The sequence below is a fragment of the Streptococcus sp. 11-4097 genome, assembly GCF_018215285.2.
In the GTDB taxonomy this organism is placed as follows: Bacteria; Bacillota; Bacilli; order Lactobacillales; family Streptococcaceae; genus Streptococcus.
Map to the genome: position 1 here is coordinate 536,509 of NZ_CP185262.1, position 26,787 is coordinate 563,295.

Sequence of the window (26,787 nt, forward strand, 5' to 3'; positions counted from 1 at the left end):
TTGGAGATATTGCTACTTTGGAAAGAATGAATTTGTTGGTATTGTAAAATACAATCTTCAAGACCGCGACATTATTATCAAGAGCCTGAAATATTTTATTCAGTATTATAGGAGGTTTAATACTCTTTCTCATAAATTTGTCCCTCCAAAAAACAAAACGTCTATTCGGATGGTACCGATAGACGAAGAATGTATCAAGATATTACAAGTCCTAAAAATTGAACAAGAGAAGGCTAATAAAGAGCTAGGAATCAAGAATAGGTATAAAATGATTTTTCAGCATTATGGATATGCCTACGATGTTCCAGATATTGCAACAGTCAATAAAGCTATAAAAGTAATGTTGAAGGAATTGCAAATTTCTCCATTGATTACTACTAAAGGAGCTAGACACACTTATGGTAGTTATTTATGGCATAATAATATTGATTTGGGAGTTATTGCGAAAATTTTAGGACACAAAGATATCTCTATGCTGGTTGAAGTTTATGGTCACACATTGGAGGAAAAAATTAGTGAGGAATTTATGGCTGTGAAAAGTTTGTTGTAAAAACACGGCAAATTGCACGACAATTTTTAAAAGGAAAGCAAAAAAGCCTTGTAAATCAAGGCTTTTTCCTGTTGATTTAGATGCCCCCTACAGGGATTTGGAAAGGACTTTCATATTGAGAGCAATTAAAAATATTGAAATATAAGTGATTTTAGGTATTTTCAATGTCATGATTTAAAAATGGGACAAAAGTGGGGCAAAAACCATACAGATTCTAAACTGTATGGTTCTTTTTTTATCTAACCAAGAAAGGTTAAAACTTATTAAAACAAATGCAATCAACTGTTGAAAACTTTTTAGTCCGTGTAATATAAAAACAAGTAAAAAGTTGAACTATAGGGAATATTGTGTCATAATAGGTAATAGATGAATAATTAATAGATTGGAAATAATGCTTTCTTACCTTAACAAGTTGAATTGGTTATACATTTTTTCGTCGCAATTGTGTCTATCTCTCGAGTTTAGCTAGTTTTTATAAGCTCTGGTTTCTAATCAATATAACAAATTTTAGAAGTGCATAAGACAAGATGGTGACATTACTACAGTCATTTCTAGTCACCATATGTTGCTGGCACAGGCTGTTTGTAGTGTTGGCTATTTACTAGTCAGTTTAATCGGAGTGTTTAATTTTTATTGTTGAAAGGTTTTTATATGGCGAAAATTCTATCTTTAGGTCTGACAGGTAAGAAATTACTTGCTCAGGGGTTCTTGTTTGTTCTGCTAGGTCTCATCTTGATGGTCACGGGGACTTGGTTGCCAGTAACAGTTATTCGCCTGGTTCTGTTTTTAGCTTGGATAGCAACGGTCGTAGATTTGCTATTAAGAGTTTTCAAAAAAAGCCAGTCAACGGATACCTTGGGAGTTGCACTGGTTAAATTGTTAGTGCTGGGATATTTGCTAGGTTCTAATCTTGCGACTGATATACCGATTTATGTTCTGGCTCTTGTGATTGGAGTTTATCAGATTTTTAAGGCCACGATTAATCTTGTCACCTATGTTCTCTACCGTAAAAATAATATTCGACCTCGTTTTCGTCTCTTACTAGATGGTATTCTACTAGTTTTTCTTGGTGGAGCTAGTCTTTTGTCCTCTACGGGAAATTCTGTCTTTCAACTCTTTGTTTTAGGGGCTTATTTTTTCCTTTATGGTCTGTCCAATATCCGTGACGGTTTCTTATTTGAAGGGGAAATTGGGAAAAACCATCTCAAACGTCGCATTAGAATTAGCTTACCTATTGTCCTAGCCGCTCTCATCCCTGCAAGAACTTTAGCAAAAATTAACAAATTTATGCTGGAAAATGCTGATGAGGAAGAAGATATCCATCTTGGAATAGTGAAGTCTGGTAAGACAGCAGAGCTAGAAATTTTTGTTCATACAGCTGAGACCTCCCTGTTTTCAGCTATTGGTCATGTGGATATCTGCTATCAAGGCCGTGTTATTTCTTATGGCAACTATGATCCGTCTTCTGAGACCTTATTTGGCATGGTAGGAGATGGTGTCTTATATTTCTGTGATCGTGACAAGTACATTGACCTATGTAAACGTGAGAGTCAAAAAACGCTTTTTGGTTATGGGATAGATTTGACGCCTGAAATGGAAAAAGCAGTTCAGAAAAAGTTGGCTGAATTGAAACAACTGACGATTCCATGGGAGCCAAGTGCAGATAAAATCATGACAGGTGATGGTAAGGAAGACTACACCTACGCTTATAAAATCAGACATGAGACAGATGGGGAACTTTATAAATTTATCAAATCTAAGTTTAAATCCTACTTTGTCTTATCTACAAACTGTGTGCTCTTGGCTGATACCATAGTCGGTCAGGCTGGCACCGATATCCTCTCACCCAAAGGATTTATCGCTCCAGGAACTTACCAAGCCTACCTTAATCGAGAGTTTGAAAAACCAAATAGTATAGTCGTATCTAAACATGTTTATTAAGGAGAATTTATGAACTTAGTAAAAAAATACACCCCGTTAATACTTTTTATAGGGCTGGTTGCTCTTGTAATTCTGAATGCATCGAGCTTTATATCAGGAGCAATCTCTCTCTTTGATGTAATATCAACCTTGATTTATGGTGCTGTTATTGCTTTTGTGCTTAATGTTCCTATGAAAAAAATTGAACAGTACTTAGTTAAATTGAAGGTAAAGGCAGAGTTGCGTCGTCCGATTGCCATGGTACTTGTTTTCCTAGCTCTTATCTTAATCGTGATTGCTCTTTTGGTTTTGGTGCTGCCAACCCTAGCCCAGACTATTAGTCAGCTGGGAACAGTCCTTTCAACAGTCCTTACTCAACTTGGGAAATTGCTAGGCAGCTCGGAATTTGTAACCAAAGACATGTTGTCAACTATCGTATCAGGCATACAGGGACAATCTAGTTCTATTAGCCAAGCTTTGATAGGTTTTTTATCAGGTCTGACTAGTAATATCGGCAATATTTTTTCAAGTTTGATGAATGCCTTTTTGATTATAGTCTTCACCTTTTTATTTTTATCCAGTAAGGAACATTTGGCAGCGATGACGAGTCGACTTCTAAAAGTTTTTCTTCCAGAGAAGGTGGTGATAAAGTTGACTTACATTGGACAAGTAGCACTAGAGACTTATGACCAATTTTTGATGAGTCAGCTGATTGAAGCAGTTATCATAGGAGTTATGATAGCGGTTGGTTACAGCGTGTTTGGGATACCCTATGGAGTAATGACAGGTATCTTTGCAGGAGTGCTATCGTTCATTCCTTATGTAGGGCCTATGATTGCTTGTGTTGTGGGAGCGATTTTTATCTTCACAGTGAGTCCTACTCAAGCCTTACTTTCTCTTCTTCTATATCAAGTTATACAGCTGATTGAAGGAAACCTTATTTATCCTAGAGTTGTAGGTCAGTCTATTGGTTTGCCAGCTATTTTCACGCTTGCGGCTGCTAGTATTGGAGGGAATCTTTTCGGACTACTTGGAATGATATTCTTTACCCCCGTATTTGCTGTTATCTATCGACTGGTTAAAGAATTTGTCGTTGCAAAGGAAAATCAGGTAGATTAAGAAAAACTAAATTTAATAAGATATACTGAGAAGAGAGTGAGAGATTCTCTTCTCTTTTATTTTTAAATACTTTTCTACAAAAAGCTATTAGACGTTAAAAAAAGCCTTGGTTTCAAGGCTTATTTCTGTTGATTTAGATGTGCCCCCTGCAGGGCTCGAACCTGCGCCCCATAGCTTAAGAGTCTACTGCTCTACCAACTGAGCTAAGGAGGCAACAGAAAAAGCTGAGAATGTAACTTCCCAGCTATTTTAATATGCCCAAAATGGCAGCTAGATTATTTACGAAAGGCATCAAGGATATAGGTGAAACCAACAATTAAAAATGCAAAGGCAACGACATAAACGACAAAGACACTTGTAGCTACTGGATTGAACAAAATCACTAGACCTAGTAAAAATGCAAGCAACGCTATCCACATGATATGGTTGCCAATAATAGGGAAAATCAATCCCAGACGATTGCCTTTAAAGAAAGCTATAATGGCTTCTACAATTAACCAAATTCCTAAAATAGTTGGAATGACAACTGGCAGCGTCACAAAGCCATAGGCAACGAGGTAAAGAGCTAAGAGAAGATTAACAATCCCTTGGAAAAGATGAGCTGGTGAGCGAAGCTCTTTTGGTACAGAGAAATAGCCTAAAATAGCTGCTATAGAAGAAACCAGTAAACCAAATGCAATCCACCAGCTGTAAGCAACAAGATTAGCTACTGGGTTTGTAAATAGGAAAAGTCCTAAAAGGACAAAAACAACTCCTGCAAGGAATAGCAGTAAACGATTAGAAAATTTCATTTCAATACCCCCTATATAGTATAGTTTGATAATAAAAATATTATACACCTTTTTAGAGGAAATGTCAATAAACAAAATGGAAAATTTGGAAGTTTCAGTCTGATTTATGAAAAGAAAATCAGTTTTTATTATTTTGAAAATAAAAAGAGAAGATAAAATTTGTCTTCTCTACATGAAAATATTGTATGGCATCAAAGCAAAAGTAACTGGCTTTACACTATTTGTAAAGATGTAATTTGATTCAAAAAGAAAAGATAGATTTAAAATGTGGGACAAATGATGGGGTAAATCAGTTATAGACAAGCAAAAAAAGCCTTGATTTACAAGGCTTTTTCCTGTTGTATTTAGATGCCCCCTACAGGGATCGAACCTGTGACCCACGGATTAAGAGTCCGCTGCTCTGCCAGCTGAGCTAAGGAGGCAAAGAAAAAAGCTGTATTGGTGCCGAAACTTCACGGTTTGTATTGAACCCGCGCAATTAAGCAGGTGGGCAACTCGCTCTAACTGAAGCTGTTTCCGTGTGAGACGGCCTACATGCTGTTAGAAGACTTTTGTTTCCCTAATAATACAAAAAATAGTCGGTCAACACTTAAGTGTGAAGTCGTACACCACAGCGTTTCTATGTTTATATAATACCACTTTTTCAAAAAAAATCAAGAGGAAAGTGCAATTTTTTGAAAAGGATTTCAGATTTTTCGCAAACGGTCGATAGCTTCCTTTCTTTGAGCCAAAGCCCGTTCATATTTACCAGTATCTTCTGCTTGGAAATAGTGATGATTACGAATTTTTTCTGGTAGATAGTCTTGCTTGACCCAATTTCCAGGATAGTTGTGTGGATAGAGATAGTCTTGGGCATTCCCCAGTTCCTTGCTTCCACTGTAGTGCCCATCACGCAGGTGTCGCGGAATAGGCAAGTGCCCTGATGTTTTGAGGTCGGCAAGAGCCTTATTCATAGCTACATAGGCTGAGTTGGATTTTGGAGAAAGGGCCAAATCAATGACGACATTGGCAATGAGAATGCGGGCTTCTGGGAACCCAATCTTTTGGGCAGCATCCAGAGCAGTCACGGTGTGAATCTGAGCTTCAGGATTGGCTAAGCCGATATCTTCATAGGCGATAACAGTCAAGCGACGAGCGAGACTTGGCAAATCACCAGCCTCAATCAAGCGGGCAGCATAGTGGAGACTGGCATCCACATCTGAGCCACGGATAGACTTTTGCAGGGCTGAGAGAACATCATAGTGGCCATCTCCATCCTTATCCATAGTGATGTAGCTCTGCTGCAGGCTATTTTCCATGATGTCGAGGGTGATGTGGCGGATGCCCTTATCATTCTCAGGGGTAGAGAGAGCTGCCAAATCCAGTGAGTTGAAGGCAGAGCGAAGGTCTCCGTTTGTAGAGGTAGCAATAAAATCCAGCGCATCTTCATCTAGTTCTACTGGAAAATCAAAACCACGTTCAGGGTTATTTAGAGCTATCTGCAGGGCCTCTTTGACGTCTTGGTTAGACAGAGGTTCCAACTCAAAAATTTGAACGCGACTGCGAATGGCAGGAGTGACAGAGAAGAAAGGATTTTCAGTTGTAGCGCCAATCATGATGACCAGTCCACTTTCCAAGAGAGGCAAGAGGAAGTCTTGCTTGGTTTTATCTAGTCTATGAATCTCGTCAAGGAGTAGTACAAGTCCACCTGAAAATTTAGCCTCTTCCGCAATTTCTTGCAGTCGCTTTTTACTATCAACTGTCGCATTGAAAGTTCGAAAGGCATACTTAGTAGTCCCAGCGATGGCTGAGGCAATACTGGTCTTGCCGATTCCAGGAGGTCCATATAGAATCATGGAGGACAGGCGGTTGGCTTCCACCATGCGACGGATGATTTTTCCTTGTCCGACCAGATGTTCCTGACCGATGACCTGATCGATGGTTTTAGGGCGCATGCGAAGTGCGAGATTGTCTGGCATAGCAGTCCTTTCTAACGTGGATTTTCTGATGTATATGTGGTAAGATGGTAGTATCTATTTTAGCATATTTCCGAGCAATCGGGGCGATTTAAGAGTCGCATAGAAAGAGGACAAAATGGCAACATACGGATTTTTAGATGTTTTAGAGGAAGAGTTGGAGAAGAACTTTCCCTTTGACTTTGAGATTAGTTGGGACAAGCGCAACCACGCGGTTGAAGTGAGTTTTTTGTTAGAAGCGCAAAATGCTGCAGGTGTGGAGATGGTGGATGAGGATGGAGAGGTTTCATCAGATGACATTCTCTTTGAAGAAGCAGTGCTTTTTTACAATCCTGCCAAATCAACAGTCAATGAGGAAGACTATTTGACGGTCATTCCTTACTTGCCTAAAAAAGGATTTTCTCGCGAATTTTTAGCTTATTTTGCGCTTTTCCTTAAAGATACTGCCGAGGTTGGACTAGATGCTCTCATGGACTTTTTGGAAGACCCAGAAGCAGAAGAATTTGTCATGGAATGGAACCAAGAAGTCTTTGAAGAAGGAAAAGTAGGCTTGGAAGAGGGAGAGTTTTATCCTTATCCGAGATACTAGGGGTTTGACATGGAAATAGAGATTTCTGATTTCACAGGCTGTAAGATTGCTTTGTTTTGTGGGGATAAGCTCTTGACTATCTTACGCGATGATAAGGCAAGCATTCCCTGGCCCAATATGTGGGAACTTCCAGGCGGTGGACGAGAGGGGGATGAAAGTCCTTTTGAATGTGTGGAGCGTGAAGTTTATGAAGAACTGGGAATTCATCTGACTGAGGATTGTCTGCTTTGGAGTAAGGTTTATCCAAGTATGCTTTTTGCGGATAAACAATCTGTATTTCTAGTTGGCAAGTTGGCTCAGGACCAATTTGACAGTATCGTATTTGGAGATGAAGGTCAGGGCTATCAGTTGATGAATGTTGAGGAATTTCTTAGCTCCAGTCAAGTTGTACCTCAGTTGCAGGAGAGATTAAAAGATTATTTAAAAGTAAGTGATTAGAAAGGATGGTTCAGTTAAATTTCTAAACTGAACCCGCCCTAAACACTGTACCAAAAAGATAAACTTCTCTTAGACACAAGCGTCTTCAGAGAATTTCCTATTTTGGTTTTGTGTTTTACGGGCTTGGTATCTTAATGATGGAAACATGGCAAGAGTTAAAAGTTACAGTGAAGCGTGAGGGAGAGGAGCTAGTCTCTAATCTCTTGATTGAGTTAGGTGCCCAAGGGGTAGCAATTGAAGATAGTATGGACTATGTGGGAAATGTGGATCGCTTCGGCGAGATTTTCCCAGAGGTTGAGCAGCAAGAAGAAATCGTAGTGACAGCCTACTATCCTGATACGGTTGATGTGGCAGTGGTTGAGGCAGACTTGCTGGCTCGTTTAGCAGAATTAACGGATTTTATGGACTTGGGAGAGGTAAAAATGGGGACCACTGCCTTGGCTGAAGAAGACTGGGCAGACAACTGGAAGAAATATTATGAACCAGCTCGTATTACTCATGATTTGACCATCGTGCCGTCTTGGACAGACTATGAGGCGACTGCGGGAGAAAAAATTATCAAGCTAGATCCAGGAATGGCTTTTGGTACGGGAACACATCCGACCACTAAGATGAGCCTCTTTGCCTTGGAGCAGGTCCTTCGTGGTGGCGAAACGGTGCTAGATGTGGGGACTGGTTCAGGTGTCCTTTCTATTGCCAGCTCTCTTCTTGGTGCCAAGGAAATCTTCGCCTACGACCTAGATGATGTGGCGGTTCGTGTGGCTCAGGAAAATATTGAGCTCAACCCTGGCATGGAAAATATTCATGTAGCAGCAGGAGACTTGCTTAAGGGTGTTGAGATTGAGGCAGATGTGATTGTAGCTAATATCTTGGCGGATATCCTTATTCATCTGACGGATGATGCTTATCGCTTGGTCAAGGATGAAGGTTACCTCATCATGAGTGGCATTATCAAGGACAAGTGGGACATGGTGCGCGAGTCGGCTGAGTCAGCTGGATTTTTCCTCGAAACTCACATGGTTCAAGGGGAATGGAATGCCTGTGTCTTTAAGAAAACCAAGGATATTTCCGGTGTGATTGGAGGCTAGTATGCAGCAGTATTTTGTCAAAGGTAGTGCAATCTCTCCCGTCACTATCGAGGGCAAGGAAACCAGCAAGCATATGTTTCAGGTTATGCGCCTGAAAGAAGGTGATGAGGTGACTTTAGTCTTTGGTGATGGAATTAAACGTTTGGCGCGCGTTGTAGATACGGAAGCTCGTCAGTTTGAATTGGTCCAAGAATTAGATGACAATGTGGAATTGCCTGTTCAAGTGACCATCGCATCAGGATTTCCCAAGGGAGACAAGCTGGAGTTCATTACTCAAAAAGTAACTGAACTGGGCGCCAGCCAGATTTGGTCCTTCCCTGCCGATTGGTCGGTCGCCAAATGGGATGGCAAAAAATTGGGTAAAAAGGTTGAAAAACTAGAAAAAATTGCCCTTGGAGCAGCAGAGCAAAGTAAGCGTAATCTGGTCCCAAATATTCAGCTTTTTGAGAAGAAAGCAGATTTTCTAGCTCAACTGGACCAGTTTGACCGCATTGTAGTGGCTTATGAAGAGTCGGCCAAAGAAGGAGAAAGCGCTGCGCTTTTACAAGCAGTTACTGGACTCGAGAAAGGAGCCAAATTGCTCTTTATCTTTGGTCCAGAAGGTGGTCTGTCACCTGCAGAAATCGAAAGTTTTGAAGCTAAGGGAGCAGTCTTGGCAGGTCTTGGCCCTCGTATCCTACGAGCAGAAACAGCACCGCTTTACGCCTTATCAGCCCTTAGTGTTTTATTAGAATTAGAGAAATAAGAGGAAGAAAATGGAACAAAAACACCGTTCAGAATTTCCAGAGAAGGAACTTTGGGATTTAACCGCCCTATACCAAGATCGTGAAGATTTCTTGCGTGCAATCGAGAAGGCTCGCGAAGACATCAATCAATTTAGCCGTGACTATAAGGGTAATCTTTATACTTTTGAGGATTTTGAAAAGGCCTTTGCGGAATTGGAGCAAATCTACATTCAGATGAGCCATATTGGAAACTATGGTTTTATGCCTCAGACGACAGATTATAGCAATGACGAATTTGCCAATATTGCCCAAGCTGGGATGGAATTTGAAACAGATGCCAGCGTAGCTCTGATCTTCTTTGACGATGCCTTGGTGGCAGCTGATGAGGAAGTCTTGGATCGTTTGGGTGAATTTCCTCATTTGACGGCGGCTATTCGTCAGGCAAAAATCAAAAAAGCCCACTATCTAGGGGCTGATGTGGAGAAGGCCTTGACCAATCTCGGTGAAGTTTTCTACAGTCCACAGGACATTTACACTAAGATGCGAGCTGGGGATTTTGAAATGGCCGACTTTGAAGTCAATGGCAAGACCTACAAAAACAGCTTTGTCACCTATGAGAATTTCTACCAAAACCATGAGGACGCTGAGGTCCGTGAGAAATCATTCCGTTCCTTCTCAGAAGGTCTTCGTAAGCACCAAAATACGGCTGCTGCAGCCTACCTAGCTCAGGTCAAGTCTGAAAAACTATTGGCAGATATGAAGGGATACGACTCAGTCTTTGATTATCTTCTAGCTGAGCAAGAAGTGAACCGTGCTATGTTTGATCGTCAGATTGACCTCATCATGAAGGATTTTGCGCCAGTCGCTCAGAGATACCTCAAGCATGTTGCTAAGGTAAATGGTCTTGAAAAGATGACCTTTGCAGACTGGAAATTGGACTTGGACAGCGCCCTTAATCCTGAAGTGACTATTGACGACGCCTATGACTTGGTCATGAAGTCGGTAGAACCTTTGGGGCAAGAATATTGTCAGGAAGTTGCTCGCTATCAAGAAGAGCGCTGGGTGGACTTTGCTGCTAACAGTGGCAAGGATTCTGGTGGATATGCGGCGGATCCATATCGCGTGCATCCATATGTCCTCATGAGCTGGACAGGTCGTTTGAGCGATGTCTATACCTTGATTCATGAAATCGGGCATTCTGGTCAATTCATCTTTTCAGACAATCACCAAAGCTACTTTAATGCCCACATGTCGACCTACTATGTTGAAGCACCGTCAACCTTCAATGAATTGCTTCTCAGTGACTACTTGGAGCACCAATCTGACGACCCTCGTCAAAAACGCTTCGCTCTGGCTCACCGCTTGACAGACACCTACTTCCATAATTTCATTACTCACCTCTTGGAAGCAGCCTTTCAGCGTAAGGTGTATACATTGATTGAAGAAGGGGAGACCTTTGGAGCGAGCAAACTCAACAGCATTATGAAGGAAGTTTTGACCGATTTCTGGGGAGATGCTATTGAAATCGATGATGATGCAGCTTTGACTTGGATGCGCCAAGCTCACTACTACATGGGCTTGTATAGTTACACCTACTCAGCTGGACTTGTGATTTCGACTGCAGGTTACCTTCATCTGAAACATTCAGAAACTGGAGCTGAAGATTGGCTCAATCTCCTCAAATCAGGTGGTAGCAAGACACCACTTGAGTCAGCTATGATTATCGGTGCTGATATTTCAACAGATAAACCACTCCGTGATACCATCCAATTCTTGTCTGACACAGTTGATCAGATCATCGCCTACAGTGCCCAGTTGGGGGAGTAAATTAAAAGAGCCTGGAACAAAAGTCTAACCTTAAATATAAAAAGCGAACAAAACGAGTTATCTGAAACTCAGAATTCTGTCTTGTTCGCTTTTTTTCTAATCTATCGATTTTAAAAATTTATAATAAAGAATTCCTAAAATCAAAATTTTTTGTCCTGACCTCTTAAATTATCCCCAAAAGCTATCTTCTTCAGCTTGATCTGAAGAGAAGAGCCAAACTTCTTTGATTTTTCCGTCTTCAATGCGGAAGAGGTCAATCCCGTTCATATTGAGTTCAGTACCATCAGCACGTGTTCCAAGAAAAGTAACATTGGCTGCGATTAAATCCTCATTGTCAGAAACCCAATTTGTTACCACCTTAAAGGTTCCATTAGTTTTCTCAGCAAATGTAGCTAGGTGAGTTCCTAGCTTGTCCTTACCAACAACTGTACCAGATATACTATGAGTACCAGGTTGATGCCAGACAATATCGTCTGCCATCGTTTCAAAGACACCAGGAAAGTCACCAGCAATTAAAGCTTGGTTATAAGCGTTGAAAATTTCTAAGTTTGTTGACATATCTATTCTCCATTTCTTTTTTATGATATAATTGTAACAGTTACAAACAAAAAAACAAGTAGAGACTTTTTTGATAGCTAGTATCAAAAGTAGTACTATTATTGATACTAAAAGATAAATTTTTTTTAAAAAATAGAAAGAAGATATTTTATGACAAATAAAGTGAGTGAGTATGGTATTTGTCCATTTGCGACAACGCAGAGGGTTTTAACGGGGAAATGGGCACTGGTAATCATTTATCAGTTGAGTACGGGTACCAAACGATTTAAAGAATTGCAGAGATTATTGCCTGGGATTACTCAAACTATTTTGACTCGTCATCTCCGTCAATTAGAAAAGGATAAGATTGTTCAACGAAAGGTCTATGCCGAAGTTCCACCACGAGTTGAGTACAGCTTAACCGAAATGGGGCAGGAATTCAGAGTTGTTTTAGATGCTGTCGAGAAATGGGGTCTAGATTATATCAAGTTGCTAGAAATGTAGAGGTATTGACCATGTATCAAGAGTTACTTAGAAAAATAGCAGAAGAAAAACCAAGTTATCATCAGGAGGAAATCCAATGGTTGCTTGATCATTTGGGAGATTCTTCTCCAGAAATTCGCGATGACCTTGTTTTTACAAGCTTTGCTAGAGGGATTCAGGAAGAGCTATTTACACAGGAACAATTTCATTTCATTGCTGATGTGGTCTCAGCTGATGGAGGACTAGACAAAGAGATTGATAAGATAGGCCTGCCAACACTCGAACGTTCTTTTAGGGCGCTTATTTATGCAAATCTCTTGTCGGCGGACGCCAACCAGCAATCGGTTTTTTATCAGGGATTAAAAGCAGAAATTCGCAATGTCCTTTTAAATCAAGGTTTGTACTATCTTTCAAAAGAAAAGGATACAACGGGTTTTTCAAGTCAGTATGGTTGGGTTCATGCTTTTGCACATGGAGCCGATTTACTGACAGAGGTGGTTTGTCATCCAGACTTTCCTAAAAACAGAGTTCATGAAGTATTTGATATACTTGGCCAACTATTTAAAAGAATTTCGATTCGCTTTACAGATGATGAGGATTGGCGTTTAGCCAGAGTGATCTATGAACCTATTTTACAAGGGAAGTTGGAGCAAGAGCAAGTAGCTTCTTGGATAAAAGCTGTTGACTTTCCGATAGAAGAAAGGGAAGATTTTTATAAATTTTCCAACTTCAGATCCTGTCTGTTGGAAGTTTATGTCCAACTTGACCAGAGAAATAGTTTACAAGATGACTTGAAAGAAGCTATCCAGTCTTTTCAATACTAGGGATTAGCTAATATTACTTTTTGAAAGAGTTTCTATTGTATCCTCCTAACTAATAATGAAAACTAATAAAAGAGGTTGAATCATTTTCCAACCTCTTTTTGTGTATCTTAATGGAATTGCATACCACCATCAACGATAATGGTTTGTCCTGTAATGTAGTTTGAATCTGGTCCTGCAAGGAAGCTGACAGCAGCAGCCACATCTTCTGGTTCAGATAGACGTTTTAGGGTAATATCTTTTGCAAATGTCTGCATACCCCATTCGTCATCTTTTCCTGCATTTTTACCAACTTCATGAGCGATGTCGTACATCATTGGTGTTTTCACAATACCTGGTGCGTAGGCGTTAACAGTGATGCCTGAGTCTGCTAAATCACGCGCCAATGTTTGAGTAATACCACGAACAGCGAATTTTGTACCACCATAAACAGTCAAGTTTGGATTGCCCACTACACCGGCTTGAGAGGTTGCGTTGATAATTTTACCTCCGTGGCCAAGTGCTTTAAATTGCGCTTGTGCAGCTTGTGAACCCCAAATGACACCACCAACGTTGATACCGAAAGTGCGTGTAAATTGTTCCTCAGTAATTGTATCAAGAGGAGTAGTTGGAGCAACACCAGCGTTATTTACGACAACATTCAAATCACCAAAATGGTCAACAACCTTTTGAAATGCTTGTGCAACTTCGGCCTGTTTCGAAACATCGGCCACGACAGCAAAGGCATTTTCAGCTGATAATTCGGCAACAGCTTTTTCAGCTGTTTCGGGATTGTAGTCTAAGACTCCTACCTTAAAGCCATCTTGAACCAATCGTTTTGCGATTGCAAAACCGATTCCTTGACCTGCACCTGTGACAATAGCAACTTTAGACATATGATTCCTCCTTGGTATCCACGATACCATTCAAACGTTCATAAAAGAACAGCAAAGTTGTAAAAATTAGTTCAAATTAGGGAATAAATAACTTATTAGAACTATATTGACATTATATACCTTTAGAAAAAATGTTTCAAATAAACACTACCGTTTTTATAGAATTTTATCCCGAAAATTTCCAATCAATTTTCTTGAAACCCTTTCCCTCTTTTGATAGACTAGTATTTAGTTTTTAAAAAAGGAGAAAGAAAATGAAAAAATTTGTTGCTGAGTTAATCGGTACGTTCATGCTTGTGTTCATCGGAACAGGAGCTGTTGTTTTTGGAAATGGTCTTGATGGCCTAGGTCACCTTGGAATCGCCTTTGCCTTTGGTTTAGCCATCGTGGTTGCAGCCTACTCAATCGGAACTGTTTCAGGTGCTCACTTGAACCCAGCTGTTTCGATCGCTATGTTTGTTAACAAACGTTTGTCATCTTCAGAGCTTGTAAACTACATCCTTGGACAAGTAGTTGGAGCTTTCTTAGCATCTGCTTCTGTCTTCTTCCTCTTGGCAAACTCAGGTATGTCAACTGCTAGTCTTGGTGAAAATGCCTTGGCAAACGGTGTCACTGTCTTTGGTGGTTTCTTGTTTGAAGTCATTGCAACTTTCTTGTTTGTCTTGGTTATCATGACCGTAACTTCAGAAAGCAAGGGGAATGGCGCGATTGCTGGTTTGGTAATCGGTTTGTCCTTGATGGCGATGATTCTTGTCGGATTGAACATTACTGGCCTTTCAGTAAACCCAGCTCGTAGCTTGGCACCAGCTGTCTTGGTAGGTGGTGCAGCCCTTCGACAAGTTTGGATTTTCATCCTTGCACCAATCGCTGGTGGAGTTCTTGCAGCCCTCGTTGCAAAAAAATTCCTAGGAACAGAAGAATAATTGAAACTCAAAAAGCCTTGCTCCTCATCTCGAGGAACAGGGCTTTTTCGTATTATACTCTTCGAAAATTTCTTCAAACCACGTCAGCTTCCATCTGCAACCTCAAAACAGTATTTTGATTTGACTTCGTCAGTTCTATCTGCAACCTCAAAACAGTGTTTTGAGCTGACTTTGTCAGTCTTATCTACAACCTCAAAGCAGTGCTTTGAGCAACCTGTGGCTAGCTTCCTAGTTTGCTCTTTGAATTTCATTGAGTTTGAGTTTAACGGTTGTCAATTTTCTCTGGATAAAGGTCGTGTTGGAAGAGGCGTTGTTCTGCCAAGCCTTCATACTTAGTTCCTGGCTTACCGTAGTTGTAGTAGGGGTCGATTGAAATGCCACCGCGCGGAGTGAATTTTCCCCAGACCTCTAAATAGCGAGGGTCTAGCAAGTTGACCAAGTCTTTCCCGATGGTGTTGATACAGTTTTCGTGGAAATCTCCGTGGTTTCGGTAGCTAAAGAGGTAGAGTTTGAGGGATTTTGACTCAACACAGAGCTTGTCAGGGATGTAGGAAATATAGATAGTTGCAAAGTCTGGCTGAGCAGTGATTGGGCAAAGTGAGGTAAATTCAGGACAGTTAAATTTGATGAAATAGTCATTTTCCACATGACGATTGTCAAAGGATTCGAGGACTTCTGGATGATACTCGAAAATGTAGTTGGTTTCTTTGTTGCCTAGTAGGCTGAGGTTTTTCATTTCTTCTTGTTGTGACATGATTTTTTCTTTCTAATCTTAAACACCACGTTGGTTATCGTAGAGGAGGGTATGGAGTTGAGGAAGGACGCGGACATTGCCCCAGCTATCGTCAGTAGCGACTCGTTCCCAGAGTTCTTTGAGGCGGTCCAGTTGGTCTTGGACAATATTACCCGTAGCCTTGGGCTCAGGATTTCCAGCTGATAAGAAAAGGACATCTGGTTGGTAGCGTTCTTGAATCCCTTTGGCAAAGGCCAAATCGGCATCGTCAAAGACAGGGATTTTAAAGGTGACCTTGTCTGGATCCAGTTGGGAAACGATAAAGTCCAAGGTCTCAAAGTTGACTTCCATCTTGGATGAAGGAGGTTTGGGACTCAGAGTAACCTGGTCGATGTCTTTCAACCAATTTTGCCAGCGAGAGCCTTGAGTTTCAACAGCCAGAGTGACACCGCGTTCCTTGAGCTTGGTGACCAATTCGGCCATGTTGGCTGCTAGGATAGCAGGATTTCCCCCAGATAGGGTTACATAGTCGTAGCTCCCTAATTTATCCAACTCAGCAATGACTTCGTCAGCAGTCATACGAGTTGGTTTTTCAGAACCATCCCAAGTAAAGGCAGAGTCACACCAGTCGCAGTGGTAGTCGCAACCTGCAGTGCGGACAAACATGGTTTTCTGCCCGATAGCACGACCTTCACCTTGAAAAGTTGGGCCGAAAATTTCCAGAACTGGTAGTTTGAGGATACGTTCCCTAGTCATCTAACCACTCCCGTCTAAACTCCGCAAAGGCAGTCGGAGTCTCATAGAGGCGAATATATTCCAAACGGAGACCGCGTTCATCTGGCAACTCTTGACTCATGGTTTGGAAAATCCAGTAAACCATATTTTCAGCAGTCGTGTTCATATAGGGAAGAGTTTCATTGAGATAGCGATGATCCAAGTGGGGTTCTAAGTAGTTCTTGTAGATGGCTTTGATATCTCCGAAATCGTAGGTCATGCCACGTTCATCTAAAAATCCACTAACAGCAATCTGCAGATGATAGGTGTGACCATGAAGGGATTTGCATTTTCCCTCATAGTGAAAGAGGTGGTGGGCAGCATCGAAGGTAAACTCTTTTGATACCAAGGTTCTGCGAGGATTGTAGACAAGAGATTCTCCAGTTTCCTGTTTGATTTCTTTGGGTGCAAAAAACATTAGTCCTCTCCTTTCTGTGAGAGATAAACATCTAGACCATGTTGACGTAGGTGGCAGGCTGGGCAATCTCCACAGCCACTTCCGATAATTCCATTGTAGCAGGTTAAGGTCTTTTCACGAACATAGTCAAAGGCACCGAGTTGGTCGGATAATTCCCAAGTTTCAGCTTTATCTAGCCACATGAGAGGTGTTTGGATAACGAAGTCGTAATCCATGGCTAGGTTGAGGGTGACATTGAGAGATTTGACAAAGACATCTCGACAATCGGGGTAGCCTGAGAAGTCTGTCTCGCAGACACCTGTCACGATGTCTTTAATACCTCGTTGCTTGGCAAGAACTGCTGCAAAGGATAGAAAGAGGTGGTTGCGACCGTCAACGAAGGTATTGGGAACTTCTCCCTCTTTTTGCTCAATCTCCATATCAGAGGTCAGGGCATTTTCAGTGATTTGCCCCAGCAGAGACATATCGAGGATATGATGACGAATGCCTTGTTCCTTAGCAATTTTTTCAGCGACTTGAATTTCGAGATGATGACGTTGGCCGTAGGCAAAGGTAACGGCTTCTACCGTTTCATAGTGTTTTTTAGCCCAAAAGAGGCAGGTTGTAGAATCTTGACCGCCACTAAAGACGACCAAGGCTGATTGACGTTTCATAGTACTCCTTCCGAAATGGGAAATGTTCAGAGCACGCAAAAAGCTCCCTTGAGGGAGCTAAAAAATACCAAGTCAAGGTTTTTTTTAGCGATGGCATGTCCCAAACATCGTAATATTCTACATACAGTCTAGCATATTTTTTGAAAAATGGCAAAGGGCAAGAAAAAAGAGACCAAAGAAAGTACTTGGTCTCTAGTGTGATTAGCTCAATTCAGCAACGATGGCCTTGATTTGTTCTGCTGTGTGAACACCAGCAACTTGTTTGACAACTTGGCCGTCTTTTTTGAAGAGAAGGGTTGGGATAGACATGATTCCAAAAGCACGAGCTGTGTTTGGATTTTCATCAACGTCCATTTTAACGATTTTTAAAACATCTTCTGAAAGTTCTTCAGACAATTTGTCCAAGATTGGACCTTGCATACGACATGGACCACACCAAGTTGCCCAGAAGTCTACCAAGACCAAACCGTCTTTTGTTTCTTGTTCGAATGTTGCATCTGTAATTGCTTTTGCCATTGTATTTCTCCTTTTTTAGTTATATTGGCTTAAATCTTGTTTCTTGAGATAGAAGAAGATATCTCCATAAGTCCCATGGTAGTCCAAATCATGACCGTTGTAGGTTAATTTTTGGACAGGATAGTAGTCTGCGACGCCGATAAGGCAAGCTTGTTGCGAACGATCAAAGTCGTCATAAGATTCGAAAGTTACAGTTCTTTCGTTCTTGCTGGCATCTAGATAGGTAATTTCAATCATTTTAAAAACTCCTTTGTTTAATGATGACTTTATTTTACTCCTTGTAAAAGAGAATGTCAAGAAAAATGATTGCGCAAGCAACTTTTTTCTAAAATCATCTTAAATCAAGAAATCCAAACTAGTTTCCAAGCTTTCTTCGACAGCCTTTTGTAGCGAGGCCAGTGTCTTTTGACCATCACCTGTCAGGCAGATAAAGCTAGAACGCCTATCTTGATCGCAACACCTGCGACTAAGTAGACCGCAATTTTTAGCTTCTAAGCGAGCCACCATCCGAGAAACAGCGCTCGGGCTCAGATGAAGTTTATCAGGCAAATCAATCTGTCGTAGAGATTTTTCTTGGGCCAAGTCCAGATAGTAGAGTAGGTAAAACTCTTTCAAGGTCAGACTTTGGTCACTCTGCTGGGCAATGGTCTCTTCCAAGAGACTTTCAATTTCTTTCTGACGCCGATTGAAGTCAAACCATTTTTCCAAATAGGTCATAGTATCTCCTTTCTTTTTAGAGTTATAAATAGAAGAAAGTCCATTCACAGACAGTCTCTGCATCACAAGATGATTGCGCATGCAATAATTATACTACTTTTCAAAAGAGCTGGCAAGAAGGACGCTGGAATATTTTATCCTAAATCATGACTGTTTTCACAAGTCAAGAATTGTTTGTATCCCCTTTCTTCTCAAACTTTCATCAACTCTTGTGCATTTCCTTGAAATTTTCTGAAAAAAGAGTAAACTGGTATGCAAGAAGTCTATTTCGTGGAGTTTAGGATGAAATTATATGTTCAATTAATGATTCTCTTTGTGATTTCTCTAATCGGAGAGGGGATCTCTAGTTTCTTTCATTTGCCCATCCCAGGCAGTATTATCGGTTTGATTATTCTCTTTCTAGCCTTACAATTCAAGTGGCTGAGAACCAGGCATGTCAACATGGTGGGGAATTTCTTGCTGGCCAATATGACCATTCTCTTTTTGCCACCAGCAGTGGGAATCATGGAGAAGTTTGATGTGATTGCTCCCTATCTCTTGCCCATTGTTTTGATTGTCTTTTTTGCGGCTGTCATCAATATTATCCTCATAGCCTTGGTAGTTCAGTTCATCAAGAGACGGTTTGAGGGAGATTATGAGAAAGGAGATGCCAAATGAGTGAATTTGTTTCCAATCCCCTGTTTGGGCTTGCCCTGTCTATCCTAGCTTATCTAGTAGGAATGCTGATTTACAGACGTTTTCCCCATCCTTTGACAACGCCCTTGCTTTTGTCAGCTGTTTTCATTATTATCTTTCTAAAGGTGACGGGGATTTCTTACCAAGATTACTACCAAGGTGGGGTTTATCTGAATAATTTGATTGTCCCATCGACCGTGGCTCTAGGGATTCCGCTTTACAAGAGTTTTCACTTGATGAAGCACCATGCTCGCAGTATTCTCTTTGGTAGTCTGCTAGCGGTAGTGGTCAATACCTCTTTCACGGCCCTTGTAGCTAAGATTTTTGGAATGGACTTTTTCCTAGCCATTTCTCTCTTCCCTAAGTCAGTAACAACCGCCATGGCAGTGGGGATTACAGAAAAATTGCAAGGTCTGACGACCGTGACCTTGGTCGTTGTAGTGGCAACTGGGATTTTAACCAGTGTCATCGGACCAACCCTTTTGAAGTGGTTGAAAATAGACGATCCAGTAGCTGTTGGTCTTTCCCTTGGTGGAACAGGTCATGCTGTCGGAACAGGTACAGCCTTTCGATACGGCTCTGTAGCAGGAGCCATGGGTGGTTTAGCTATCGGTGTTACCGGTATTCTCTATGTCTTTGTCAGCCCTATCGTAGCCAGTTTGATATTGAGTTAAAAAGCAAGGAACCCGAATTCCTTGCTTTTTAAAATCGTATGTTATAGGCTTTTACTTTTCTTTGCTTAAGTGAATGACTTGGTCATAGTGTTTTAAGTCTTCTTCCGTGTAGTGGTGAATGACTTCAATGACTGTTTGAGGTAGGGAGAAGAGCAAGTCGCTAATTTTTCTGCTATTTTCCGAGTCAAGATTGGCCTTAATCTCATCTGCTAAGATGAGTTGGCTATCATGGTAGAGGGAGCGAGCGATTTCTAGGCGTTGTTTCTCGCCACCAGACAGACTATCATTGCTGAGGGGTCGATTTTTCAAATGTTCTAATCCTGTTTTTTTGAGGATATGATTTAAAGTCTCTGGATTTTTATCCAGTCCTAGAAGGATATTGTCTTCCAGAGATAGCGTGTCAAAGCAATGGCTATCTTGGAGAATATAGGAACTAATACTTGTGATTTCTTGACGTGACAGGTTCTGACCAGCAAAGCTAATCTGACCACTTGTTGGTGTCTCTTCTCCATGAATGATATTGAGCAGGGTTGTTTTACCAGAGCCACTTTCCCCGATAATGGCAATTTTTTCTCCTTGCTTGATGTGTATGGAAATCGGAGACAAGAGGCTATTCCCCTCTTTTTCAAGGGAGATGGTGTCAAGTTGGATAGGGAAAATATTTTCTATGCTTCTAGGCGAGATGGGATCAGACTGGTTCAAAAGTTTTTGGTATTTGTTGAGAAGAGTTCGAGTCGCTTTTCGGGTGTTGGTAAAGTAAGCCAACTCTTGGAATTGATAGCCGATATTATGGGAAACTAGATAGATAGCCACAAAACTCGCCGCATCTAAATAACTATAGTAGGTCATAAAGCCACCGATGACGATTGGTGTGACAGAACAAAAGGCATCGATGCTATTGATCAAGAGACTGTTTAAAGTGCGTTGTTTTTCATAGTTGATTTCGGCATCTAGACTGGTTTGTAATTGTTTTTGGTAGCGAGTAAAAAAGTAGTCTTGTCCCTGATAATGGCGAATTTGTTGGCTACCACCAATAAAATTTGTCAAGCTTGCTAAGTAGCTCTGGTTAACAGTGGACCGCTTTTCAGAAAGTGAGTCCAAACGCTTTGATCCGATAGCACTGCAGAGTACAGGAAAGGAGTAGAAGAGGATGAAAATCAAGCCTAGGTAAAAATTAGTCCATAGGGCATAGAGAATGGACACAGTTGTGAAGCCAAGAGAAGAAATGATGATGACCGTTGGCTCAATATAGCTTTCTTCTAGTTGCTTGACGTCATTTTCTAGGTCGGACAAAATATCCTTTTCATCAATCTCATAACTGTTTAAAAATCGCTTGAAAATAGCACTCTTGATTCCATATTTGAAGTCAGTAATCAAACGAGCGTAGTAATAGCGTTTCCCAGCTAAGCCTAGTAAGAGGATGAGGTTTCCAAGGATTCCCAAAATCAAAACTTTCCAAAGAAGGCCTAGCTCTTGATTGGTAAAACTGGTAACAATATTCTGAACAAGGGCTGGCGTGATAATCGCTTCCAGCCAAGTAATGGCAATAGAAAAGAAGTAAAGTACGAGGTGCTTCTTAGTAACAAATCTTCTCAGCATAAAGAGTTGACCTCCCTATCGATATACATGTAATTAGTTTTAAAGTCATTATACTCCTTTTTATTAAATACTTCATATAAAAATGTAAGTCCTGAGAACGAAAAAAGTCTAGCGAGTTATTGTCGCTAGACTTTAAAACTATTGCAAATTAACCTTGTTTCTCAAGATGTAGTAGGTTCCGAGGTAAAATATAGCTATGAATATGAGTTCTTCAATAATACTCGTACCTGCTCCCATATAGAAATTATCATTAAATCCTGCTAGAGAATTGACATAGAAGTTAGCACTGGTATTGAAGAAGAGTTCAATAAAGCCAATGACGATTTGGATACCAATGTAGGCTGCAACAGCGAGTGCTGTGCGGTATTCGTTGAAAAGTTGTCCGATGGAAATAGCCAAGTAGATGCAGAGGATTCCAGAAATGGTATTTAGTAGGAAGGATAACCCCACAAGAGAGAGTTGAGGAAGGTATGTTCTTACAAGTGGAATAAAGTCATAATTTGACATCCATTCTGGAACCGTTATAGTCACAATAAGAAAAGCACTTAGAGCCAGTACAGCTGAGCTAAGTATAGACCAGATAAAGGCTCCGACTAATTTAGCTGTGATGATATAGTGCTCAGAAACTGGCAAGGTCAAAGTCAGATAGCCTTGTCGGTCATAGACACTTCCTTTGAAGCGTTTGATAATCAAGAAAAGAGTTGAAATCCCAAGTGTAATTATCAAGCCACCAAAGACGAGAGCCAGAAAGACAAATAGGAAAGGTTGGCTATCTTTGAAAGATACATAAGAATAGTAGTGTCCTTGCATTCCTAGAGGAACGGAAAGGACTAGAACAGCAGCGTAGAGGGCTAAATACCACTTGTTAACATTTTTAAATTCGTAGCGAACTAAATTCCAAAACATAATAATCTCCTTTGCTTAGGCCTTAAATTCCTGACGGAAGAGTTGGTCAATGGATTCACCTGACTCATAGCGAATATCATCGACATTTCCTTGACGGACAACTTTTCCGTCTTTGAGGAAGACAATTTCATCCAAGATTGGCTCGATATCAGAAATCAAGTGGGTAGAAATCAAAACGGTAGAAGTTGGGGAGTAGTTATTGATAATGGTATTGAGAATATACTCACGGGCTGCTGGGTCTACACCTCCAATGGGTTCGTCCAAAACGTAGAGGCGGGCATCACGACTCATAACCAAAATCAGTTGTACCTTTTCCTTGTTTCCTTTTGATAGTTTCTTGAGACGACTATTTTCATCAATTTCTAGGTCTGCAAGTAGATGATGGGCGCGTTCAAGATTGAAATCTTTATAGAAGGTCTTGAAGTAGGTTAGGGCTTCTTTGACCTTCATTTGTTCATTGAGATAGGTCGTATCCGGCAAATAAGCTACGATAGCCTTGGTTGCTGGGCTTGGGTCCATGTCGTTGATCAGGACACGTCCTTGATCTGGTTGTAAGAGGCCATTGATTAGTTTAATCAGGGTTGTTTTTCCTGAGCCATTTGGCCCAAGAAGACCAACAATTTTTCCAGCTGGGATGTCAAGTGAAACATTTTCAAGGGCTGGGGTTTCTCCATAAGATTTGGATACATTTTCAAATGCTAGTAATGACATAGGCTTAAACTCCTTTAATATAATCGCCGACTACGCCTGGTAGTTCTTCTTTTTCATAGCCAAAATGGGTCATGGAGGAAACGAAGTGTTCCAATTCTTCTTCCGATAATTGTTTGCGCGATTGGGTGATCAGTTCCTTATCCTCAGTCACAAATCGTCCAGTTGTTCGCTTGCTGTAGACAAAGCCTTCTCGTTCGAGGTCTGATAAGGCTCTTTGGATGGTGTTGGGATTGACACCGGCCTCGCTAGCTAGCTCTCTCACGGTTGGAAGTTGTTGATTGGGTTCCAGTGTATGGGAAACAATCTGAAGCTTGATTTTCTCCATAATCTGTAAATAGATGGGTTTTTTGTTGTCAAATGTCCAGGACATCTTGGTCTCCTTTCTTTTATCCTTTTGTCTTAATTAAATAATACAACAAAACAAAAAACTTGTCAAGCAAAAAGAAGAATTGTTTTGGGAATCGCTTAAAAAATGGTATAATGAAAAGAAAACGATAAGGAGGGAAAGGATGCGTTGTCCAAAATGTGGGGCTACCAAGTCAAGTGTTATCGATAGTCGCCAAGCAGAAGAAGGGAACACCATTCGTAGAAGACGTGAGTGCGACGAATGCCAGCACCGTTTTACAACCTACGAACGAGTAGAAGAAAGAACCTTAGTGGTTGTTAAAAAAGATGGCACACGGGAACAATTCTCCAGAGATAAAATCTTTAATGGGATTATTCGCTCAGCCCAGAAACGTCCTGTGTCAAGTGATGAAATCAACATGGTAGTCAATCGTATCGAACAGAAACTCCGTGGTCGAAATGAAAATGAAATTCAAAGTGAGGACATTGGTTCACTCGTCATGGAGGAGTTGGCTGAGTTAGATGAGATTACCTATGTACGTTTTGCCAGTGTCTATCGTAGTTTTAAGGATGTTAGTGAGTTAGAGAGCTTGCTCCAACAAATCACCCAGTCCTCTAAAAAGAAAAAGGAAAGATAAATGAAGCCAATTGACCGTTTTTCTTATCTAAAGAATAATCGGGTGTCGCAAGATACCTCATCTCTGGTACAGTGCTACCTCCCGATTATCGGTCAGGAGGCACTGAGCCTTTATCTTTATACAATCAATTTTTGGGATAATGGTAGAAAGGAATATCTTTTTTCAAGCATTCTTAACCATCTCAACTTTGGGATGGATAGACTGATAAAATCCCTGAAAATCCTATCTGCTTTCAATCTCTTAACCCTCTATCAAAAGGGGGATGTTTATCAGCTAGCCCTCCATGCTCCTCTTTCAAGTCAAGATTTCTTGGAGCATCCTGTTTATCGCAGACTTTTGGAGAAAAAGATTGGCGATGCAGCTGTGGAGGATTTGAATGTTGAGAGTGCTGAGGGAGAAGAAATACCTGTCTCACTCAATCAAGTCTTTCCAGACTTGGCTGAATTGGGAAGTCAAGAAGACCTTAGTCTCAAGAAGAAAGTGGCCAACGATTTTGACTTAGACCATTTTCGTCAGCTTATGGCTCGAGATGGGCTTCGTTTTGCGGATGAGCAGTCCGATGTCTTAAACCTCTTTGCCATTGCCGAGGAGAAGAAATGGACTTGGTTTGAAACTTATCAACTGGCTAAGTCAACAGCTGTTTCCCAGGTTATTTCAACCAAACGCATGCGGGAAAAAATTGCTCAAAAACCGATTTCCTCTGACTTTAGTCCTAAGGAAACGACCATTATCAAAGAAGCCAAAAGTAAAACGGCCTTGCAGTTCTTGGCAGAAATCAAGCAAACACGCAAGGGAACCATTACCCAAACAGAAAGAGAACTCTTGCAACAGATGGCTAGCTTGGGCTTGCTGGATGAAGTCATCAATATCATTCTCTTATTGACCTTTAATAAGGTGGATTCGGCAAACATCAACGAGAAATATGCCATGAAGGTAGCCAATGACTATGCCTATCAAAAGATTCATTCGGCAGAAGAGGCGGTCTTGCGCATCCGTGAGAGAGGACAGAAGAGTCAGGCTCAAAAGACTAGTAAACCCGGTCCTGCCAAGTCCAATGTACCCAAGTGGAGCAATCCAGATTATAAGAATGAAACCAGCGAGGAAACTCGTCTGGAACTAGAACGTAAGAAACAAGAACTATTAGCTCGATTAGAAAAAGGAGGAGATTAGATGGAAAGTGTCGGAGACGTACTCAAACGTCAACCTAGCCGTTTTCATTATCAAGATTTGGTTCAGAAAATCATGAAGGACCCTGATGTTGCGGCCTTTATCCAGCAAGAATCCCTTACTCCAGAGGAATTGAATCGCAGTATCTCCAAGTTTAATCAGTACATCACCGAGCGTGACAAGTTTCTCCGTGGGGATACGGATTATATTGCCAAAGGCTACAAGCCGATTTTGGTTATGAATCATGGCTATGCGGATGTTTCTTACGAAGAAACTCCTGAACTAATCGCGGCGGAAAAAGAAGCGGCTATTAAGAACCGTCTCAAGTTAATCAATCTGCCAGCCAGTCTCAGGAAAACTAGTTTAGCTCAAGTAGACTTGGATGATTTGGGTCGCTTGCCAGTTTTTGAAAAGCTATTAGCCTTCGTGGAGCAATATCCAGCTATTCGAAAAGGTCTTTACCTATATGGAGACTTTGGTGTGGGTAAAAGTTTCATGGTGGCTGCCCTAGCCCATGATTTATCAGAAAAACGAGGTGTTTCATCCACTCTCCTCCACTATCCTAGCTTTGTCATTGATGTTAAAAATGCTATCGGTGATGGCAATGTCAAGACCTTGGTGGATGAGATTAAGCTTTCTGAAGTCCTGATTTTAGATGATATTGGTGCCGAGCAATCAACAGCTTGGGTGCGGGATGAAATCCTACAAGTCATTCTCCAATATCGGATGCAGGAAAATTTACCGACCTTTTTCACCTCCAACTTCAACTTTGAAGAATTGGAGCAGCATTTCGCTAAAGGGAAACATGGAAATGACGAAACCTGGGAAGCCAGACGCGTCATGGAACGCATCCGTTATTTGGCTGAGGAGACTCGTTTAGAAGGAGTAAACCGCCGATGACAGAAACAATCAAATTAATGAAGGCTCACACTTCAGTGCGCAGATTTAAGGAGCAAGCCCTTCCTCAGGAAGACTTGACTGAAATCCTGACAGTGGCTCAAATGGCCTCGTCTTGGAAGAATTTTCAATCCTACTCTGTGATTGTGGTACGAAGTCAAGAAAAGAAAGATGCTCTGTATGAATTGGTGCCTCAAGAAGCTATTCGCCAGTCTGCTGTTTTCCTTCTCTTTGTCGGAGATTTGAACCGAGCAGAAAAGGGAGCCCGACTTCATACCGATTCATTCCAACCCCAAGGTGTGGAAGGTCTCTTGATTAGTTCAGTCGATGCGGCTCTTGCTGGTCAAAATGCCCTGCTGGCAGCTGAAAGCTTGGGCTATGGTGGTGTGATTATCGGTTTGGTTCGATACAAGTCAGAAGAAGTGGCAGAGCTCTTTAACCTGCCTGACTACACCTATCCTGTCTTTGGGATGGCACTAGGAATACCAAATGAAGAACATGAAGTCAAACCTCGCTTGCCATTGAATCAAGTGGTGTTTGAGGAAGAATACCGAGAACAGTCAACTGATGCAATCGAAGCTTATGACCGTGTACAGGCTGACTATGCTGGGGCGCGTGCGACCACAAGCTGGAGTCAGCGCCTAGCAGAACAGTTTGGTCAAGCTGAACCAAGCTCAACTAGAAAAAATCTTGAACAGAAGAAGTTATTGTAGAAAGTGAGAA

At 41.2% G+C, this 26,787-nt stretch carries 31 protein-coding genes, 2 tRNA genes and 1 pseudogene; 17 read left to right on the forward strand and 17 right to left on the reverse strand.

What is annotated here, in order from left to right; all coding sequences use genetic code 11:
* Nucleotides 1–97 precede the first annotated feature (97 nt).
* The 3 genes and pseudogenes from KB197_RS02875 to KB197_RS02885 form a co-directional block, all read left to right on the forward strand.
* Nucleotides 98–550, forward strand: a pseudogene (locus KB197_RS02875) (tyrosine-type recombinase/integrase); the annotation flags it as partial.
* 651 nt (nt 551–1,201) lie between these two features.
* Entirely contained in the window at nt 1,202–2,491 is a 1,290-nt protein-coding gene (locus KB197_RS02880; RefSeq protein WP_212573462.1) for a DUF308 domain-containing protein, read from the forward strand.
* A 9-nt stretch (nt 2,492–2,500) separates the two neighbouring features.
* Complete coding sequence (locus tag KB197_RS02885) at nt 2,501–3,589, forward strand: AI-2E family transporter (protein WP_004193676.1); 1,089 nt, start codon at nt 2,501–2,503, stop codon at nt 3,587–3,589.
* Between the two features lie 140 nt (nt 3,590–3,729).
* Here KB197_RS02885 and KB197_RS02890 read toward each other — a convergent pair.
* The 4 genes from KB197_RS02890 to KB197_RS02905 form a co-directional block, all read right to left on the reverse strand.
* Nucleotides 3,730–3,802 (reverse strand) — tRNA-Lys (locus KB197_RS02890).
* A gap of 62 nt (nt 3,803–3,864) precedes the next feature.
* Nucleotides 3,865–4,380: a DUF308 domain-containing protein gene (locus KB197_RS02895; RefSeq protein WP_000672739.1), complete on the reverse strand. Its 516-nt coding sequence runs from the start codon at nt 4,378–4,380 to the stop codon at nt 3,865–3,867.
* Between the two features lie 349 nt (nt 4,381–4,729).
* Nucleotides 4,730–4,802 (reverse strand) — tRNA-Lys (locus tag KB197_RS02900).
* A 264-nt stretch (nt 4,803–5,066) separates the two neighbouring features.
* Nucleotides 5,067–6,338, reverse strand: a complete 1,272-nt coding sequence (locus KB197_RS02905; RefSeq protein ID WP_212573461.1) for a replication-associated recombination protein A — start codon at nt 6,336–6,338, stop codon at nt 5,067–5,069.
* A 115-nt stretch (nt 6,339–6,453) separates the two neighbouring features.
* Between KB197_RS02905 and KB197_RS02910 the strand changes: the two genes are divergently transcribed.
* The 5 genes from KB197_RS02910 to pepF all read left to right on the forward strand — a co-directional run bounded on the left by KB197_RS02910 (nt 6,454) and on the right by pepF (nt 11,002).
* Nucleotides 6,454–6,924, forward strand: a complete 471-nt coding sequence (locus KB197_RS02910) for a DUF3013 family protein (protein ID WP_000257122.1) — start codon at nt 6,454–6,456, stop codon at nt 6,922–6,924.
* 9 nt (nt 6,925–6,933) lie between these two features.
* Entirely contained in the window at nt 6,934–7,362 is a 429-nt protein-coding gene (locus tag KB197_RS02915; protein WP_049549756.1) for an NUDIX hydrolase, read from the forward strand.
* Between the two features lie 137 nt (nt 7,363–7,499).
* Complete coding sequence (gene prmA / locus KB197_RS02920) at nt 7,500–8,450, forward strand: 50S ribosomal protein L11 methyltransferase (protein WP_421127984.1); 951 nt, start codon at nt 7,500–7,502, stop codon at nt 8,448–8,450.
* A gap of 1 nt (nt 8,451) precedes the next feature.
* Nucleotides 8,452–9,195 (forward strand): 16S rRNA (uracil(1498)-N(3))-methyltransferase, encoded by a 744-nt coding sequence (locus tag KB197_RS02925; protein WP_212573459.1) that lies wholly within the window; start codon nt 8,452–8,454, stop codon nt 9,193–9,195.
* Nucleotides 9,196–9,205: 10 nt separating this feature from the next.
* Nucleotides 9,206–11,002, forward strand: a complete 1,797-nt coding sequence (gene pepF / locus KB197_RS02930; protein ID WP_212573458.1) for an oligoendopeptidase F — start codon at nt 9,206–9,208, stop codon at nt 11,000–11,002.
* Between the two features lie 168 nt (nt 11,003–11,170).
* Here pepF and KB197_RS02935 read toward each other — a convergent pair whose 3' ends face one another.
* A complete protein-coding gene (locus tag KB197_RS02935) occupies nt 11,171–11,560 on the reverse strand; it encodes a nuclear transport factor 2 family protein (RefSeq protein WP_084928239.1) in 390 nt (129 codons plus the stop codon).
* Between the two features lie 150 nt (nt 11,561–11,710).
* Here KB197_RS02935 and KB197_RS02940 point away from each other — a divergent pair, with 150 nt between their 5' ends.
* Both KB197_RS02940 and KB197_RS02945 read left to right on the forward strand, forming a co-directional pair.
* A complete protein-coding gene (locus KB197_RS02940; RefSeq protein WP_000182730.1) occupies nt 11,711–12,043 on the forward strand; it encodes a winged helix-turn-helix transcriptional regulator in 333 nt (110 codons plus the stop codon).
* An 11-nt stretch (nt 12,044–12,054) separates the two neighbouring features.
* Nucleotides 12,055–12,846 carry a DUF2785 domain-containing protein gene (locus KB197_RS02945; RefSeq protein ID WP_212573477.1) on the forward strand — a complete coding sequence of 264 codons (792 nt, stop codon included), beginning with the start codon at nt 12,055–12,057 and terminating at the stop codon, nt 12,844–12,846.
* Between the two features lie 107 nt (nt 12,847–12,953).
* On the opposite strand, the gene KB197_RS02950 is transcribed toward KB197_RS02945, so the two are convergent.
* A complete protein-coding gene (locus tag KB197_RS02950; protein ID WP_000048147.1) occupies nt 12,954–13,718 on the reverse strand; it encodes a (S)-acetoin forming diacetyl reductase in 765 nt (254 codons plus the stop codon).
* 254 nt (nt 13,719–13,972) lie between these two features.
* On the opposite strand from KB197_RS02950, the gene KB197_RS02955 reads away from it, so the two are divergent.
* Nucleotides 13,973–14,641, forward strand: coding sequence for an MIP/aquaporin family protein (locus KB197_RS02955; protein ID WP_143952429.1), 669 nt, complete (start codon nt 13,973–13,975; stop codon nt 14,639–14,641).
* A 262-nt stretch (nt 14,642–14,903) separates the two neighbouring features.
* On the opposite strand, the gene queF is transcribed toward KB197_RS02955, so the two are convergent.
* From queF to KB197_RS02990, 7 genes are all read right to left on the reverse strand, one after another.
* Entirely contained in the window at nt 14,904–15,395 is a 492-nt protein-coding gene (queF, locus tag KB197_RS02960) for a preQ(1) synthase (protein ID WP_061759258.1), read from the reverse strand.
* Between the two features lie 18 nt (nt 15,396–15,413).
* Nucleotides 15,414–16,130, reverse strand: coding sequence for a 7-carboxy-7-deazaguanine synthase QueE (gene queE, locus KB197_RS02965; protein ID WP_212573457.1), 717 nt, complete (start codon nt 16,128–16,130; stop codon nt 15,414–15,416).
* Nucleotides 16,123–16,566: a 6-carboxytetrahydropterin synthase QueD gene (queD, locus tag KB197_RS02970; protein ID WP_045605882.1), complete on the reverse strand. Its 444-nt coding sequence runs from the start codon at nt 16,564–16,566 to the stop codon at nt 16,123–16,125. The genes queE and queD overlap by 8 nt, the downstream gene beginning before the upstream one ends.
* Complete coding sequence (gene queC, locus KB197_RS02975; protein WP_212573456.1) at nt 16,566–17,219, reverse strand: 7-cyano-7-deazaguanine synthase QueC; 654 nt, start codon at nt 17,217–17,219, stop codon at nt 16,566–16,568. Before queC ends, queD begins: the two co-directional genes overlap by 1 nt.
* A 201-nt stretch (nt 17,220–17,420) precedes the next feature.
* Nucleotides 17,421–17,735 (reverse strand): thioredoxin, encoded by a 315-nt coding sequence (trxA, locus tag KB197_RS02980; RefSeq protein ID WP_001029581.1) that lies wholly within the window; start codon nt 17,733–17,735, stop codon nt 17,421–17,423.
* A gap of 15 nt (nt 17,736–17,750) precedes the next feature.
* The gene (locus tag KB197_RS02985) at nt 17,751–17,972 is read right to left on the reverse strand and encodes a DUF4649 family protein (RefSeq protein ID WP_000570250.1); all 222 of its coding nucleotides are present in this window, start codon (nt 17,970–17,972) and stop codon (nt 17,751–17,753) included.
* A gap of 99 nt (nt 17,973–18,071) precedes the next feature.
* A complete protein-coding gene (locus KB197_RS02990) occupies nt 18,072–18,452 on the reverse strand; it encodes a MarR family winged helix-turn-helix transcriptional regulator (RefSeq protein WP_049488288.1) in 381 nt (126 codons plus the stop codon).
* A gap of 282 nt (nt 18,453–18,734) precedes the next feature.
* Here KB197_RS02990 and KB197_RS02995 point away from each other — a divergent pair, with 282 nt between their 5' ends.
* Complete coding sequence (locus KB197_RS02995) at nt 18,735–19,109, forward strand: CidA/LrgA family protein (RefSeq protein WP_000781325.1); 375 nt, start codon at nt 18,735–18,737, stop codon at nt 19,107–19,109.
* A complete protein-coding gene (locus tag KB197_RS03000) occupies nt 19,106–19,801 on the forward strand; it encodes an LrgB family protein (RefSeq protein ID WP_001288952.1) in 696 nt (231 codons plus the stop codon). Before KB197_RS02995 ends, KB197_RS03000 begins: the two co-directional genes overlap by 4 nt.
* A gap of 51 nt (nt 19,802–19,852) precedes the next feature.
* On the opposite strand, the gene KB197_RS03005 is transcribed toward KB197_RS03000, so the two are convergent.
* From KB197_RS03005 to KB197_RS03020, 4 genes are all read right to left on the reverse strand, one after another.
* A complete protein-coding gene (locus tag KB197_RS03005) occupies nt 19,853–21,400 on the reverse strand; it encodes an ATP-binding cassette domain-containing protein (RefSeq protein WP_212573455.1) in 1,548 nt (515 codons plus the stop codon).
* Between the two features lie 138 nt (nt 21,401–21,538).
* A complete protein-coding gene (locus KB197_RS03010; protein ID WP_212573454.1) occupies nt 21,539–22,306 on the reverse strand; it encodes a hypothetical protein in 768 nt (255 codons plus the stop codon).
* A gap of 15 nt (nt 22,307–22,321) precedes the next feature.
* The gene (locus KB197_RS03015) at nt 22,322–23,017 is read right to left on the reverse strand and encodes an ABC transporter ATP-binding protein (protein WP_212573453.1); all 696 of its coding nucleotides are present in this window, start codon (nt 23,015–23,017) and stop codon (nt 22,322–22,324) included.
* 4 nt (nt 23,018–23,021) lie between these two features.
* The gene (locus KB197_RS03020; protein ID WP_020901665.1) at nt 23,022–23,387 is read right to left on the reverse strand and encodes a GntR family transcriptional regulator; all 366 of its coding nucleotides are present in this window, start codon (nt 23,385–23,387) and stop codon (nt 23,022–23,024) included.
* A gap of 139 nt (nt 23,388–23,526) precedes the next feature.
* On the opposite strand from KB197_RS03020, the gene nrdR reads away from it, so the two are divergent.
* From nrdR to KB197_RS03040, 4 genes are read left to right on the forward strand one after another with little or no spacing between them, the layout of a single operon-like run.
* Nucleotides 23,527–24,000: a transcriptional regulator NrdR gene (nrdR, locus tag KB197_RS03025; protein ID WP_001203672.1), complete on the forward strand. Its 474-nt coding sequence runs from the start codon at nt 23,527–23,529 to the stop codon at nt 23,998–24,000.
* Nucleotides 24,001–25,170 (forward strand): replication initiation and membrane attachment family protein, encoded by a 1,170-nt coding sequence (locus KB197_RS03030; protein ID WP_212573452.1) that lies wholly within the window; start codon nt 24,001–24,003, stop codon nt 25,168–25,170.
* Nucleotides 25,171–26,067 (forward strand): primosomal protein DnaI, encoded by an 897-nt coding sequence (gene dnaI, locus KB197_RS03035; protein ID WP_212573451.1) that lies wholly within the window; start codon nt 25,171–25,173, stop codon nt 26,065–26,067.
* Nucleotides 26,064–26,777, forward strand: a complete 714-nt coding sequence (locus tag KB197_RS03040) for an NADPH-dependent oxidoreductase (protein WP_212573450.1) — start codon at nt 26,064–26,066, stop codon at nt 26,775–26,777. Before dnaI ends, KB197_RS03040 begins: the two co-directional genes overlap by 4 nt.
* Nucleotides 26,778–26,787 lie beyond the last annotated feature (10 nt).